The 14,288-nt window shown below is 65.3% G+C and carries 6 protein-coding genes and 1 pseudogene; 5 read left to right on the top strand and 2 right to left on the bottom strand.

Features of this window, described 5'->3' with window-relative positions; translation table 11 throughout:
- Positions 1-2: 2 nt before the first annotated feature.
- Both ACI5FR_RS11740 and ACI5FR_RS11735 read right to left on the bottom strand, forming a co-directional pair.
- A complete protein-coding gene (locus ACI5FR_RS11740) occupies positions 3-884 on the bottom strand; it encodes a phytanoyl-CoA dioxygenase family protein (RefSeq protein ID WP_405454593.1) in 882 nt (293 codons plus the stop codon).
- A 118-nt stretch (positions 885-1,002) separates the two neighbouring features.
- On the bottom strand, positions 1,003-1,839 hold the full coding sequence (locus ACI5FR_RS11735) for a helix-turn-helix transcriptional regulator (protein ID WP_405454591.1): 837 nt from the start codon (positions 1,837-1,839) through the stop codon (positions 1,003-1,005).
- 231 nt (positions 1,840-2,070) lie between these two features.
- Here ACI5FR_RS11735 and addB point away from each other — a divergent pair, with 231 nt between their 5' ends.
- From addB to ACI5FR_RS11710, 5 genes and pseudogenes are all read left to right on the top strand, one after another.
- Entirely contained in the window at positions 2,071-5,628 is a 3,558-nt protein-coding gene (gene addB / locus ACI5FR_RS11730; RefSeq protein WP_405454589.1) for a helicase-exonuclease AddAB subunit AddB, read from the top strand.
- A complete protein-coding gene (gene addA, locus ACI5FR_RS11725) occupies positions 5,625-9,596 on the top strand; it encodes a helicase-exonuclease AddAB subunit AddA (protein ID WP_405454587.1) in 3,972 nt (1,323 codons plus the stop codon). The genes addB and addA overlap by 4 nt, the downstream gene beginning before the upstream one ends.
- 20 nt (positions 9,597-9,616) lie before the next feature.
- On the top strand, positions 9,617-10,813 hold the full coding sequence (locus ACI5FR_RS11720; RefSeq protein WP_405454585.1) for an exonuclease SbcCD subunit D: 1,197 nt from the start codon (positions 9,617-9,619) through the stop codon (positions 10,811-10,813).
- Positions 10,810-11,379 (top strand): annotated as a pseudogene (locus tag ACI5FR_RS11715) (AAA family ATPase); the annotation flags it as partial. The gene ACI5FR_RS11720 and the pseudogene ACI5FR_RS11715, both read left to right, overlap by 4 nt.
- A gap of 1,059 nt (positions 11,380-12,438) precedes the next feature.
- Positions 12,439-14,286, top strand: a complete 1,848-nt coding sequence (locus ACI5FR_RS11710; protein WP_405454733.1) for an SbcC/MukB-like Walker B domain-containing protein — start codon at positions 12,439-12,441, stop codon at positions 14,284-14,286.
- The last annotated feature ends 2 nt before the right edge of the window (positions 14,287-14,288 follow it).

Raw genomic sequence — 14,288 nt, 5'->3', positions numbered from 1 at the left:
CTTTAGACCCGATGCGCTTTTTGAGTCGCCGGCTTTCCAAGCGCTTCTTTCCACAAACGGCACCACTCGTTGTAATCGGTTAAGACGTTGTCCGGATTCGCCGCGCTTCGTACGACGAAGGACGGGTGGAAGTTGCGGCCGGAGCGGGCTCCGGTTTTGTGATACCGCAGATCGAGCGACCAGCGGATGATGTCGGACCGGTTCGTCGTCCCCCTATGAGGGGTGTATTTGTTCATGATGACGATGCTGCCTTTGCGACACTCTGCTTTGATCGGCTTCACATGGGGGAGCAGCGTCGGCACGATCGTCGTGCCGCCTTCGGCTTGGTGCTCCAGATACCCGGCCTTGAACACCTCGGGCATAATCTCCATACAGCCGGTCTCGGCGGTCGCATCGACCAGCGACATCCAGAACGTAATAATCTCGGATGCTTCGGAATCATCCGACGTGACGGCCGCGTCCTGGTGCCAGGGGACGTTCTCCATGCCGATCGGCTGCTCGCCTTCGCCCTTCCAGGGCATCTTGTGGCGCAAATGCTGGATCGGATTGCAGCTCAGCTCGCGGCCGAGCAAGCTCTCGACGACGCTCAGCAGCTTGTCGTTGCGTAAGAAATCGAACATGGCGGGACCGAGCAGGAACATGATGTCGAACTGTCGGGCAATCTCCGGGCATTGCCGGGCGAGCAGCGTGAGCCGCCGTTCGAACGGCTCGTCCTCGTGCAACTCCGGGAGCTTGCCTTCGGCATGCAGGATGACGGCGCGAGCGGAGATGATCCGCTCGATCTCGTCGATTACGGGCTGCCAATCGGCCGGGGTGAATACGTCCTCGGCGATGACGTAGCCATTCGTCTGAAAGTCGATGATCTGGTTGAGCGATAGACTCATAGGATCCATTCTCCTCCTTGGCGATGCGTTCGATCCATTGATCGATCGGGTACACCCCCAGTATAGGAGCTCGCTCGCTCAGGATGAAGGCACGATTTTCGCTACTATGCGCACTATATTATCTTTTTAACCGGGCAGTGTCGGCAAGCAGGCGCATGCGGTACGCGGCCGGCGCAATGCCGTATACGCTGCGGAACACTCTGGCGAAATAGGAGGGCTCCTCGTAGCCGAGCCGCTCGGCAATGGCATAAACGGGAAGGTCGGTCAAGGCGAGCAGCTGCTCGGCTTCCCGCATGCGGATGCCTTGCAGGTGGTTGAAGGGCGATTCGCCGGTGTGCGCTTTGAACAGGCGGCACAAGTAGTTCGGCGTCAGATGGGCGAAGTCGGCTATCTCCTTCAATGTTATCGGGCGCCCTCGATGGGTATGGAGATATTGCTTGATCGAGGCGATGACCGACGCCTCCCCTTGGAGGGGCCGTTCCGTCTGCAGATACGACTCGACGACCGTCTCCACGCGGGAGAGCAGTTCCGCAACCATCAGCCCGAAATGGGAGCGGAGGAGGGGCGCGTCATACAGCTCCAGTATGCGGTCGAAGCCTTCGGTAAGAAGCGGCCTCAGTCTGGCGGGAACGACGAGCGGCCGATTCGTATTAAGCGGGTGCGTCGGACCGGCTGCCCGTGCAAAGTCGAAGAAGTGGACTTCGGCGGCGTTCCCGGCCGCATCCAGCAGCTGAAACGTGCTTTCCAGGTTCGTGAGCGGCTCGTCCAGCCCGAAGATGAATCGGTGCGGCTCGTTCGGATTGATGATATACAGCATGCCGGGCAGCGCTTCAGTCGTCGTGGAACCGACGGTGAACCGTCCCTTGCCTTCGAGAATGTACATAATGTGGAACACGGGATGGGCATGAAGAGGACCGTGCACGTTATAGCGGCTCTTCATCAGGTTTGTCGTCACATGGTCAATCGTGTAATGGCCCTTCGGGCTCGACAGCTTGATCTCGATGCGGCATCCCTCCAGTCTCGCCGCTGGCCGCGGAACGAGCGCAACTGTGAATTCGCTTTCATCTTACTGAACGTGCCCCCCTTTTGTAAATACGGGAATGACGACAATTCGAAGCCGCAGACCCCGCCCAAGTATGGTAGAATAATAGAGAAACAAGAACACATGATCTGGCGGGAGGCTACTATGGCCATACGAATATTGCTGGGCCGGGCCGGGAGCGGTAAAACCAGGCGCTGTCTCGACGATATCCGCGAGCGGCTTCTGGAGGCGCCTGCAGGCGACCCGCTCATCCTGCTCGTCCCCGAGCAGGCGACGTTCCAAGCGGAGTCCGCGCTCGTCTCGACGCCCGGCCTCGGCGGACTGATCCGCGCTCAGGTGCTGAGCTTCCGGCGGCTTGCATTCCGGGTGATGCAGGAGGCGGGCGGAACGGCCCGTATACATATAGACGACAGCGGCAAGGCGATGCTCCTGCGCCGCATCATTCAGAGGAAGAAGGGCGAGCTTCGCCAATTCGGCCGGTCGGCCGAACAGCACGGGTTCATCGACAGCCTGAACCAGCTGTATACCGAATTCCGGCGGTATGCCATCGATCCGGAACGGCTGGAGCGCCATGTTCGGCGGCAGCTGGAAGCCGGCGCGACGGGGATGACGGCGGACAAGCTTCACGACATTCGGCTCCTCTACGAGCAATTCGACGAGCAGTTGAAGGTGCATTACGTGGACGCCGAAGACTATTTGACAATCCTGGCTCAATCCATACGGGAGACCGAGAGCATGACCCGGGCGGACATCTGGATCGACGGCTTCCACGGGTTCACCCCGCAAGAGTTCGGCGTCCTCGAGCAGCTCATGCTCCACTTCCGGAACGTGACGGTATCGCTGTGCGTCGATCGCGATTATGCGGCGGACGAGGAGCCGAACGAGCTCGACCTGTTTCATCCGACCGCCCGAACGCTCGTCCGGCTGAAGCAGCTGGCGGAGCAGAACGGCGCCCGGGTCGAGCGGGTCGAGCTGCTCGAATCGGAGCCGGCGGTTCGCTATCGCCACAGTCCGATGCTTGCCTACCTCGAGCGATCGTTCGGGAATCGGACGGCTCCACCCTTCCAAGAACCGGCGGGCGAATACATAGACATATCGATTCGAAGCGCCGCGAACCGGCGCGCGGAAGTGGAGGGCATGGCCCGAGAGATGGTTCGCCAGGTTCGGGAGCGGGGCTACCGGTGGCGCGACTTGGCGATTCTCGTGCGGAACATGGAGCAGTATCGCGATTTGCTCGCAACGGCATTGCAGGATTACGCCATCCCGTATTTTTTCGATGCGAAGCGTTCGCTCCTGCACCATCCGCTCTTCGAGCTGATCCGCTCCAGTCTGGAGGTCGTGAGCGGCAATTGGCGCCATGACGCGGTGTTCCGCTGTGTGAAAACCGAGCTGCTCCTGCCCCTGCCGCAGGATCCGTCGGCCGATGAAACGCGAGCCCGTCTGCGCGGAGGGATGCACCAACTGGAGAATGTCGTACTGGCGTTAGGCATCCAAGGCTATCGTTGGAAGGAGGCGAGGCGTTGGGAGCCGGTACGCGGGGCGTCGCTGGAGGAGAACGGGCCTCCGCCTCAGCCGGACGAAGCGCTGATCGGGCTGCTGCACGAATGCCGCATGCTTGTAGTAGAGCCATTGTCGGTCCTCGAGCAAGGGATGAAGGAGGCTGACACGGTCAGGTCGATGGCTCAGGCGCTGTTCACGTTCCTGGAGCAGCTGCATGTTCCGCGCAAGCTGGACGAGCTGATGCGGGAGGCGATCGCGGCGGGCCGGCCCGAGACGGCGAAGGAGCATGCGCAAGTATGGGACAGCGTGCTGGAGCTGCTCGATCAGATCGTGGAAATGCTGGGCGACGAGACGATGCCGCTCGGCCAGTTCGCCGAGCTCATCGAGACCGGCCTCGACCAGGTGAAGCTGGCCTTGGTGCCGCCCGCCCTCGATCAGGTGCTCATCGGCAGCATGGACCGGACGCGATCGAGCCGGATCAAGCGTGCCTATATTTTGGGCGCGAACGACGGGGTTATGCCGGCGAAGCTAAGCGAGGACGGGCTATTGACCGAATCGGAACGAGAACGGTTCATCGAGGACGGGCTGGAGATGGCGGAGGGCAGCCGGAGGAGGCTGCTGGACGAGCAGTTCGTCCTGTACACGGCGCTCGCGACCCCGAGCCATCATCTGTGGATCAGTTATCCGCTGGCCGATGAGGAAGGCAAGTCGCTTCTCCCCTCCGAGATCGTGAAACGGCTGCGCCGGTTGTTCCCGGCCGCTTCCGAGCTTATGCTGCTCGCCGAGCCGGCTTCCGACTCGGGGGAGGAGGAAGCGCTGGACTTCATGGCGCACCCGGAACGGGTGCTGTCGCTCCTGTCCGTGCAGCTCCGGGAATGGATCAAGGGCCGGACGATCCCGGAGGTATGGTGGGAGGCGTACAACTGGTATTGCTCCCAGCCACTGTGGAGAGCGAAGCTGAAGCGGGCGCTGAGGTCGCTCTTCGAGACGAACGACGCCCCGCCGATCTCTCCGGCGATCAGCCGGCTGCTCTACGGAGAGCGGCTCCGGGCAAGCGTGTCGCGCATGGAGCGTTTCGTCGCCTGCCCGTTCTCGCAGTTCGTCTCGCACGGCTTGCGGCTCTCCGAACGGCGCGTCTACCGGCTGGAAGCGCCGGATATCGGGCAGCTGTTCCACGCCGCACTGAGCTGCATCGCCATGCGGCTGACCGAAGAGAGTGGGGGCTGGTCCGCGCTTACGCCGGAGCAACTCTACGCCTTCGCGTCCGACGCCGTGGATGAGCTGGCGCCGCGGCTGCAGGCGGAAATCCTGCTCAGCTCGAACCGTCACCGGTACATTACCCGCAAGCTGAAGCAAATCGTTGGCCGCGCCTCGCTCGTCCTGGGCGAGCATGCGCGGCACGGATCGTTCGTGCCGATCGGATTGGAGCTCGGCTTCGGTCCCGGACAGACGCTGCCGCCGCTCGAATTCCGTCTGGACAACGGAGCCCTCATGGAGATTATCGGCCGCATCGACCGCGTGGATCGGGCTGACGGGGACCAGGGCATGCTGCTCCGCGTCATCGATTATAAGTCGAGCTTGACCGAACTGCGGCTGACCGATGTGTATTACGGCATGTCGCTGCAGATGCTGACGTATCTCGACGTCGTCATCACGCATGCGGAGCGATGGCTCGGCCAGCAGGCGAAGCCGGCCGGCGTGCTGTACTTCCACGTGCACAATCCGATGCTGCAGCAGAAGAACGGCCTGTCCTCCGCCGAAGCGGAGCTCGCGCTGCTGAAGCGGTTCAAGATGAGGGGGCTCGTCCTGGACGATCCCGATACGGTGCTGCGCATGGACAGCCAACTCGCCGACCAGAGCGGCCGGTCGATCTTGATCCCGGTCGGGATGAAGGCGGACGGCAGCTTCTACAAAGGCTCTTCCGTCGCTTCCGAGGCGCAATGGAATCGGCTGCGGCGGTATGTGCGAGGCGTCATCCAAGATATCGGCAACCGAATGATGGAGGGACAGGTGGACATTCGCCCGTATCGGATGGGGCCGAAGCTGGCATGCACATATTGCCCGTACAAGCCGGTATGCCGGTTCGAGCCCGGAGCGGATGCCCAGTCGTACAACCGGCTGAAGGTCATCGACAAGGATCAAGTCTGGCACGCGATCGAGACCGCCACGACGGATCGGACCGCAGAAGGAGGTGCGCGATGAGTAACGACGTGAGCCAATTGGATTCGAATTCGGAACCATTATTGGAAAAGCCGGCAGGCAGCCCATGGACGGACGAGCAGTGGGAGGCGATCCGGACGCGCGGCAGCCATGTGCTGGTCGCGGCGGCGGCCGGCTCGGGGAAGACGGCCGTCCTAGTCGAGCGCATCATCAAGCGCATCACCGATGAGCGCCGTCCGATCGACGTGGACCGGCTGCTTGTGGCGACGTTCACGAACGCCGCGGCCGGCGAGATGCGCCAGCGCATCCGCGAGGCGCTCGAGAAGGAGCTGCACCGCAACCCGCAGTCCACGCATTTACTTCGGCAAATCTCGCTCATTCATCGCGCCTCGATTACGACGCTGCACTCCTTTTGCCTTGACATCGTGCGCCGTTACTTCACCCGCGTCCAGCTCGACCCTGCCTTCCGGATCGCCAATGAGACGGAAGCGGAGCTGATGCGGCAAGATCTGCTCGCGGAGCTGCTAGAGGAGGAGTACGGCCGGAGCGAGGAGGACAGCCCGTTCTGGAAGCTCGTCGACTGGTTCGGAGGCGAGCGGGGGGACGAAGCGCTGGTGCGTCTCATCCAGCGGCTGTACGACTTCGCCCGCAGCCACCCATGGTCGGACCATTGGCTGCAGCAAATCGTCGCCGCATTCGAGGGAAGCGGTGAAGCAGGGCGAGCGGCGGAACACGGCGAGCTTGGGTTCGACGTTTGGCAAGCGAGTCTGCTCCGGGATGTCCGTTTGGAATTGAGGGGCGTAAGCGGCCTGCTGTCGGAGGCGCTTCAGCTCGCGAAGCGCCCCGACGGGCCGACCGCATACATAGACAACCTGCGAGCGGACCGGGACATGCTTGAGGAGCTGTTAGAAGCATCGCACAAGTCCTGGGAAACGCTGCACGACCGGTTTCAGACGGCGGGCTTCGGCAAGCTGAGCGCCAGCCGCAGCACGAGTGTGGACAAAGATGTACAGGAGCAGGTCAAAAAACTGCGGGATCAGGCGAAAAAGCAGCTGAACGCTCTGCAGGAGGAGCTGTTCCAACGGACGGCCGAGACATACCGGGCCGAGCTCGCGGAGCTTGCGCCCCTTATGTCGAAGCTCACGGACCTCGTCACGACGTTCGGCGAGCGGTTCCGGCAGCAAAAGGCGGAGCGGGGGCTGGTCGACTTCTCCGATCTGGAGCATTATTGCCTGCAAATCTTGAGACATCCGGATTCCACGCCGGACCATGTGATTCCGTCCGATGCGGCGGAGCAGCTGCGCAGCCAGTTCGCGGAGGTGCTGCTCGATGAATACCAGGACACGAATATGGTGCAGGAAGCGATCGTGGAGCTGATCTCGTCCGCCGATCCGGGCAACCGGTTTATGGTGGGGGATGTGAAGCAGAGCATCTACCGGTTCCGCTTGGCGGAGCCGGGGTTGTTCCTGCACAAGTACGGCGCCTTCAAGGACCGCGCGGCAGGGCACCGGATCGATCTGGCGCGCAATTTCCGCAGCCGGGCGGAAGTCGTCGACGGGGTCAATTACTTATTCAAGCAGCTGATGAGCGAGTCGGTGGCCGAGATGGATTACGACGAAGCGGCGCAGCTCGTGTGCGGTGCCGGTTACCCCGTGAGCCCGAACGATTGCGCGATCGAGGTGCTGCTGGTCGACAAATCCGGGGACGGGCGCCCGGAAGTGGAGACGGAGGACGATTCCGCAGCGGAGGAGAGCGGACTGAGCGAGAGCGACTCCCTGTCCCGGACGGAAGAAAGCGTTAAGGACGAGGAAGAGCAGGCGGAGACCGCTCAGCTGGAAGCCCGGCTTATCGCGTCGACGATACATCGCCTGCGGGGAGGTACGGGAGAACGGCCCTTTCAGGTGTACGACCGAGGCATCGGCGGGTTCCGAACGCTGGAGTATCGCGATATCGTCATTTTGCTGCGTTCGCCCTCCAACTGGTCGGCCGTTATGCTCGAAGAGCTGCATCAAGCCGGGATTCCCGTCTACGCTGAGCTGAACACGGGCTATTTTACCGCCACGGAAGTGGAGACGCTCCTCTCGCTGCTGAAGGTCATCGACAACCCTTATCAGGATATCCCGCTTGCCGGCGTGCTGAGGTCGCCGATCGTCCAACTGACGGCAGAGGAACTGGCGGCCGTGAGGATGTTCCGGCGGAACGCCCCTTATTACGAAGCCGTGCTGGCCTGCGCCAATGACTATGACGGTCAGGGTGGTCAAGGACCGCTTGATCAGTTGGATCCGGAAGCGGTGGAGCGGCTGCGCGACAAGCTGCGCACGTTCCTGTCGATGCTGGGGCGCTGGCAGGAGGAGGCGAGACTGGGCTCGCTGTCCGAGCTCATCTGGAGCTTGCTTCGCGATACGGGCTTTTACGACTATGCGGGCGGGCTGACGGGGGGCTTGCAGCGACAGGCGAACCTGCGGGCGCTGTACGACCGGGGGAGACAATATGAGGCAACCTCCTTCCGGGGACTGTACCGATTCCTCCGCTTTATCGAGCGGATGCAGGACGGAGGCGGGGATTTGGGAACCGCCCGGGCGATCGGCGAGCAGGAAGACGTCGTCCGCATCATGTCGATCCATAAGAGCAAAGGATTGGAGTTTCCGGTCGTCTTCGTGGCGGGGCTGGGCAAAAAGTTCAACATGATGGATTTGAACGGGTCTTTCCTCCTGCACAAACAGCTCGGGTTCGGGCCCAAATTCGTCGACGAGCCGACGCGGCAAAGCTATCCGACATTCCCGCTGCTAGCTATGCGCAAACGGATGCGGATGGAGATGCTCGCCGAGGAGCTGCGCGTCTTGTACGTCGCCTTGACGCGGCCGAAGGAGAAGCTGTTCCTCATCGGGACGACCGCTGCGCTTGCCAAGCAGGTGCAGCGCTGGGGCGCGCAGATCGGCCATCCCGAGTGGGCGCTGCCGGACTATGAGCTGGCCAAAGCGAAATGCTTCCTCGATTGGATCGGTCCGGCGATCATCCGGCATCCCCAAGCCGATACGCTGCGCACATGGGCAGGCATCCCCGAACCGATCGGGGAAGGGTGGGGATGGATGCGGCACGACCCTTCCGCGTGGAAGATCGCCGTCGTCGGCACGGACAGCCTGGCGCAGGCGGCCGCCGCGCGGGAAGTCCGCTTCGCGGACGAGCGGATGGAAGCCGTCGCGCAGCTCCAGCCGGTGCAGGGAGTCGCTTCGCCCCACCGCGAGGCGATGGCGGAAGCGCTGAACTGGCGCTACCCGCTTGAGAACTTGCCGCGCATGTTCTCGAAGACGTCCGTCACGGAGCTGAAGAGGCTCGCGGACGAACGGCGCTATGCGGACGAAACGTTCACGGAAGGGGCGATCTGGCTTCCTTCCCATGTACGCGCGGCGCAAGAGCAGCAGGAGCAGGAGGCGGCCCGCGCCCGTCAAATGCTCGCGCGCCGGCCCAAGTTTATGGAGCAGCGGAAGATGAATGCGGCGGAGCGGGGGACGGTGTATCACGCCGTCATGCAGCATGTACCGCTCCACGCTCCGGTTACGGGCGACACGATTATGGAGACGCTCGAAACGATGGTGCGCCGCGAGCTTCTGACCCCCGAGCAGCGGGCGGAGGTGGATGCGGAGCCGGTTCGGCGGTTTTTCGCGTCGCCGCTCGGGCAGCGGGTGCTGCAGGCCGAGCGCGTGTACAGGGAAGTGCCGTTCAGCTACGGCTTGAAGGCCGACGACATCTACCCGGATCTGGACCCGTCCGAACGGGACGAGCTCATTCTCATCCAAGGGGTGATCGACTGCCTGTTCGAGGAGAACGGCGAATTGGTGTTGCTCGACTATAAGACGGATGCGGTGGTTGGCGGCCGGGTCGAGTCCCTGGTCGACCGGTATCGCATGCAGCTCGATTTGTACGCCCATGCGATCGAACAAATATGGAAGCGGCCGGTGAAAGGAAGCGTGCTGTTTTTTTTCGACGGTGCGCATGAGGTGTGGTTGTAAAGAGGAAAGGGGGAGTAAGCGTGCGGGTTATGCACACGGCCGATTGGCATTTGGGCCGGCTGTTGGAAGGAAGAAGCCGCTTGGAGGAGCAGGCGCAGGTGCTCGACGAGCTGGAGCGGCTCGTCCGGGAGGAGCAGGTCGATCTCGTACTGCTCGCCGGTGATGTCTACGATTCGGTGAATCCGCCGGCCGCGGCCGAGCAGCTGTTCTACGACGCGATCGCCCGACTGGGCGACCAAGGCCGGCGTCCGGTCGTAGTCATCGCCGGCAATCACGACAACCCGGAGCGGCTCGCCGCCTCCGGACCGCTCGCGGCGCGCCAGGGCATCACACTCGTAGGGCTGCCAACGGCCGAGCCGGTTGCAGTGGACATCGCGCGGACCGGAGAGCGGGCTGTAGTCGCGGCGCTGCCGTACCCGTCCGAATCGCGGCTCCGGGAGCTGCTCACCGATGAGCTCGATCAAGAGCTGCTGCGGGGGGCTTATTCCGAGCGGGTCGCGTCCTTGCTTCGCCGGCAGGCGGCGCAATTCCGTCCGGACACGGTCAATCTGGCCATCAGCCACCTCTACGTGCTCGGCGGTTACGAATCGGATTCCGAGCGCCCGATCCAGGTGGGAGGGGCGTATACCGTTGATCCTAGCGCCTTCGACATCGGCGCGCAGTATACGGGGCTTGGGCATTTGCACCGGCCTCAAGCGGTGAAGGCGTCGTCCCGCATCCGCTATTGCGGGTCGCCGCTCGCCTACAGCTTCTCCGAGGCGGGGCAGGCGAAGTCGGTCACGCTGCTCGATGTGAAGCCGGGCGAGGAGCCTGTTACCCAGGAAATATTCCTCTCCAGCGGTCGGCCGCTCGTGAAGTGGCGGGCGACGGAAGGGCTTGAGCAAGTACATAGATGGATGGACGACGGGCGCGACGCCCACGGCTGGGTGGAGCTGGACGTCCATCTGACGGAATCGATGGGCATGGAGCAAATTCAGCAACTGCGCAAACGGCACGGCGGTCTCGTGACGATCCGGCCGATCTATCAGAGCGTCGAGACTGAGGCGGCGGATGCCGTCGGTGCGCGGGAGCAGCTTCCCGCCGACGAGCTGTTCCGGCGGTTCTACGCCCGGCAGACGGGCGGGGCGCAGGCCGAGCCGGAGCTCGTCCAGCTGTTCCTCGAGCTGCTGCTGGAAGGCGGCGCGGCTCAGGATGAGGAAGGGGGGGCGGCATCGTGAAGCCGATTCAGCTCACGATCGCGGGGCTGCAGAGCTACCGCGAGAAGCAGGAGATTGACTTCACCCGGCTGTGCGACGCCGGCGTGTTCGGGATCTTCGGCCCGACGGGCAGCGGCAAGTCGACGATTCTGGACGCGATGACGCTCGCCCTGTATGGGGAGGTAGAGCGGGCGAGCGGCGGCACGCAGGGCATTCTGAACCACGCGGAATCGACGCTCGCCGTCTCGTTCACGTTCGAGCTGTCGAGCCCGGCCGGCTGGGAGCGGTACCGGGTCGACCGGCAGTACAAACGAAGCGGTGACGCTTCGTTGCTGCAGACGGTGAGCCGCCTAGTCCGGCTCGCGACGGCGGCGGATAACGACCCGGTCGTGCTGGCGGACAAGAGCAAGGAGGTTACGAAGTCGGTGCAGGACACGCTCGGCTTGTCCATGCACGACTTCACCCGGGCGGTCGTGCTGCCCCAGGGGAAGTTCGCCGAGTTCATATCGCTCACTAACAAGGACCGGCGGCAGATGCTGCAGCGGCTGTTCTCGCTGGAGGCGTACGGCGATCAGCTGAACGCCCGGCTGAGCAGCCGGCTGAAGGCAACCGATGTCCGGCTCAAGCAAGTCGCCGCCGAGCAGCAAGGGCTGGGCGACGCCTCGGCTGAGGCGCTGCAGGCGGCGACCGCGCGGCTCTCCGGCGCGAATCGCGCTGCCGCCGAGAGTCGCGCCCGGCTGCTGGCGAGCGAAGCCCGCCGCGACGCGCTGCGGCAGCGCTGGACGTGGCAGCTCGAGCGCGAGCAGCTGCACGGCCAGCTCCAGGAGCTCGCCTCGCGCGAAGAGACGGTCGCGCTCTGGGAGCGCTCGCTCGGCCTCGCCGCCGCCGCCGATCGGCTCCTCCCGTTCCTGCGGGAACGGGAGGAGACCGCCCGGCGTCAGGCGCTGGCCGCGCGCGAGCAAGCCGCCGCGGCCGAGAGCCTCGCCGGCGCGAGCCGCGGCCACCAGGCGGCCGCGGAAGCGCACGCCGCCGCGCAGCAGGCGCTCCTGGCCGGCGAGGCCGGCCTGTCGGTGCGCCTCGAGCGGCTGCGGCAGGCGCTGGCGCTGCAGCTCGAGCTGCAGCGCCTCGCGGCGGAGGCGGCGCAGCTCGCCGCGTCGCGCGAGCAGGCCGCGGCCGCGCTCGCGGACGGCGCCGCCCGCCTGCGCCAGCAGCGCGAGCTGCGCGAGCGCGCGCAGCTCAAGCAGCAGGAGCTGCAGCGGCAGCTCCTCGCACTGGAGGTGCCGGCGGAGCGCCGGCACCGGCTGCAGGCGGCGGCGCTCGACAAGCAGCAGCTCGCCGCCGCCGCGCGGCACGCCGCCGAGCTCGCCGCCGAAGCCGCGGGCGCCGCGCAGGCGCTCGAGCGGCTCGGCGAGCAGCGCCAGGCGCTCGCCGCGCGCGAAGCGGCGCACGGCGCCGCCCTCGCGGCGGACGCAGCGGCGGCGGCCGGCGAGCGCGAGGCGCTGCGGCGGCTCGCGGGCGAGGCGAGCCGGCTGCAGGCGGCCGCGGCGGCGGCTCAGGCGCGGCTGCAAGCGGAGGCGCGCGAGCGCGAGACGGCGCGGCTCGCCGCGCACCTCGCGGCGGCGCTCGCGGATGGCGAGCCGTGCCCGGTGTGCGGCGCGACCGAGCATCCGCGCCTCGCGCACGGCACGCCGACGCCCGCGCCGGCGGACGCGGACGCCGCGCCGGCGGACGCGGACGCCGCGCCGTCGGCCGAGCCGGCCGCGGCGCTCGAGGCGCTGCGCGACGCACTGCAGCCGCTGCAGTTCCGGCTGCAGCAGCAGGCGGCCAAGCTCGAGGAGCTGGCCGAAGCCTGGAGCCGGCGGCAGCCGGCAAGCAAGGAGACGCTCGCTGAAGCGGCCGCATCCTTAGCGCCGCTTCAATCCGTCACTTCTGACGTCGATCTGGTCGAATTGCCGGTCCCCAGTCTCCTGAAGGCCGCCGACACGCTGACAGCACAGGCTGCGGCTGCCGGCGAGCGCGTCGCTCGCCTCGAGGAGGCGTTCCGCAATACGCAGCAGCAAGAACGGCAGCTGGAGCTGCAGCAGCAGGAGCTGGCGGCTCGGCTGGAGGCGGCGCAGGCGACGCATGAGACCGCGCGCGCCAAGCAGCGGCAAGCGGAAGCTCAGCTGCAGCAGCTCTCCACAGCCTGGACCGAGCGGTACGCGGACTGGGACGTCGAGCGCATCGACGAAGAGCGGGAGCGGCTGGCCGAACAGGACAAGCAGGCAGAGGAGCTCCGCGAGCGGCTGGCCAAGAGCGGCCCGTTCCTGGAGTCGACCGATCGGCAGATCGAGGAGCTGCAGGCCGCCCAGGTCCAGCTGGACCGGGAGCTCGCCCACTTGGACGCCCAATCCGCCGCGCGCCGGCAAGCGGCCGAAGAGAAAGCCGTCCAGCTGCGGGAGCGGGCGGAAGGGGACGATGTCGACGGCTTGATGAGGGAGACGGAGGCCGAGCTGCAGCGCATCCGCCGCGATGAGTTGTCGGCGCGGGAGCGGCTCGCCGCCCAGCTCGCCGAGCTGCAGCGCAGTCAAGAACGGCACAGCGCTGCCGAGGAAGCCAAGCGCTCGACCGCCGAGGCGGCCGTGCGAGCGGAGGAGCAATGGCAATCCGCCCTGCAGGCCACCAGCTTCACTTCCCAGGAAGAGGTGGAGCGCGCCCGCTTGCCGGAAGCCGAGATCGAGTCGCGTACCGCTTCGATCCGCGCCCACCGGGAGCAGGAGACGAAGCTGAAGCTGAAGCTGCAGTCGCTCGACGACCAGCTGCAGGGCGAGCAGATCACGGAAGCGCAGTGGAACGCGTGCGTGGCGGAATGGAACGAGGCGCGAGAGCAGGATGAAGCCGCACTGCAGGAAGCGGCGCGGGCGGCGCGCGACCTCGAGGAGACGGAAGCGAAGCATGTGAAGTGGAGCGAGCTGGAGCGGGCTCGGGCCGAGCTCGAATCGCTCGCGGCCCGGCTGGGCAAGCTCCAGAGCGTGCTGCGGGGCAATGCATTCGTCGAGTACGTGGCCGAGGAGCAGCTGACCGTCGTCAGCCGAGCCGCCTCGCAGCGGCTCGGCGAGCTGACCGGCCAGCGGTACGCCATAGAGGTCGACTCGACCGGGGGCTTCCTCATTCGCGATGACGCGAATGGCGGCGTACGGCGCCCCGTCTCGACGCTCTCCGGCGGTGAGACGTTCCTGGCCTCGCTCGCCCTGGCGCTTGCGCTTTCGGCGCAGATCCAGCTGCGCGGCCGGTACCCGCTGCAGTTTTTCTTCCTGGACGAAGGGTTCGGGACGCTCGATCAGGAGCTGCTCGAGTCGGTCATCGGCGCGCTGGAGAAGCTCCACCTGGAGCGGCTGACCGTCGGCGTGATCAGCCATGTGCCGGAGCTAAGAGCAAGACTGCCGCGGCGGCTGATCGTTCAGCCTGCCGCGGCAGCCGGGGAAGGAAGCCGTGTGTCATTAGAGTCGGGGTGAGG

It is taken from the genome of Paenibacillus sp. HJGM_3 (assembly GCF_045062745.1).
In the GTDB taxonomy this organism is placed as follows: Bacteria; Bacillota; Bacilli; order Paenibacillales; family NBRC-103111; genus Paenibacillus_AA.
Note: the sequence above shows the minus strand (reverse complement) of the source record. Positions and strands in the feature narration are given on the sequence as shown.

What these genes read in the sequence shown, in the direction of transcription:
- addB (WP_405454589.1), top strand. Translation starts at nt 2,071, where the DNA reads ATGGCCATACGAATATTGCTGGGCCGGGCCGGGAGCGGTAAAACCAGG.
- addA (WP_405454587.1), top strand. Translation starts at nt 5,625, where the DNA reads ATGAGTAACGACGTGAGCCAATTGGATTCGAATTCGGAACCATTATTG.
- ACI5FR_RS11740 (WP_405454593.1), bottom strand. Translation starts at nt 884, where the DNA reads ATGAGTCTATCGCTCAACCAGATCATCGACTTTCAGACGAATGGCTAC.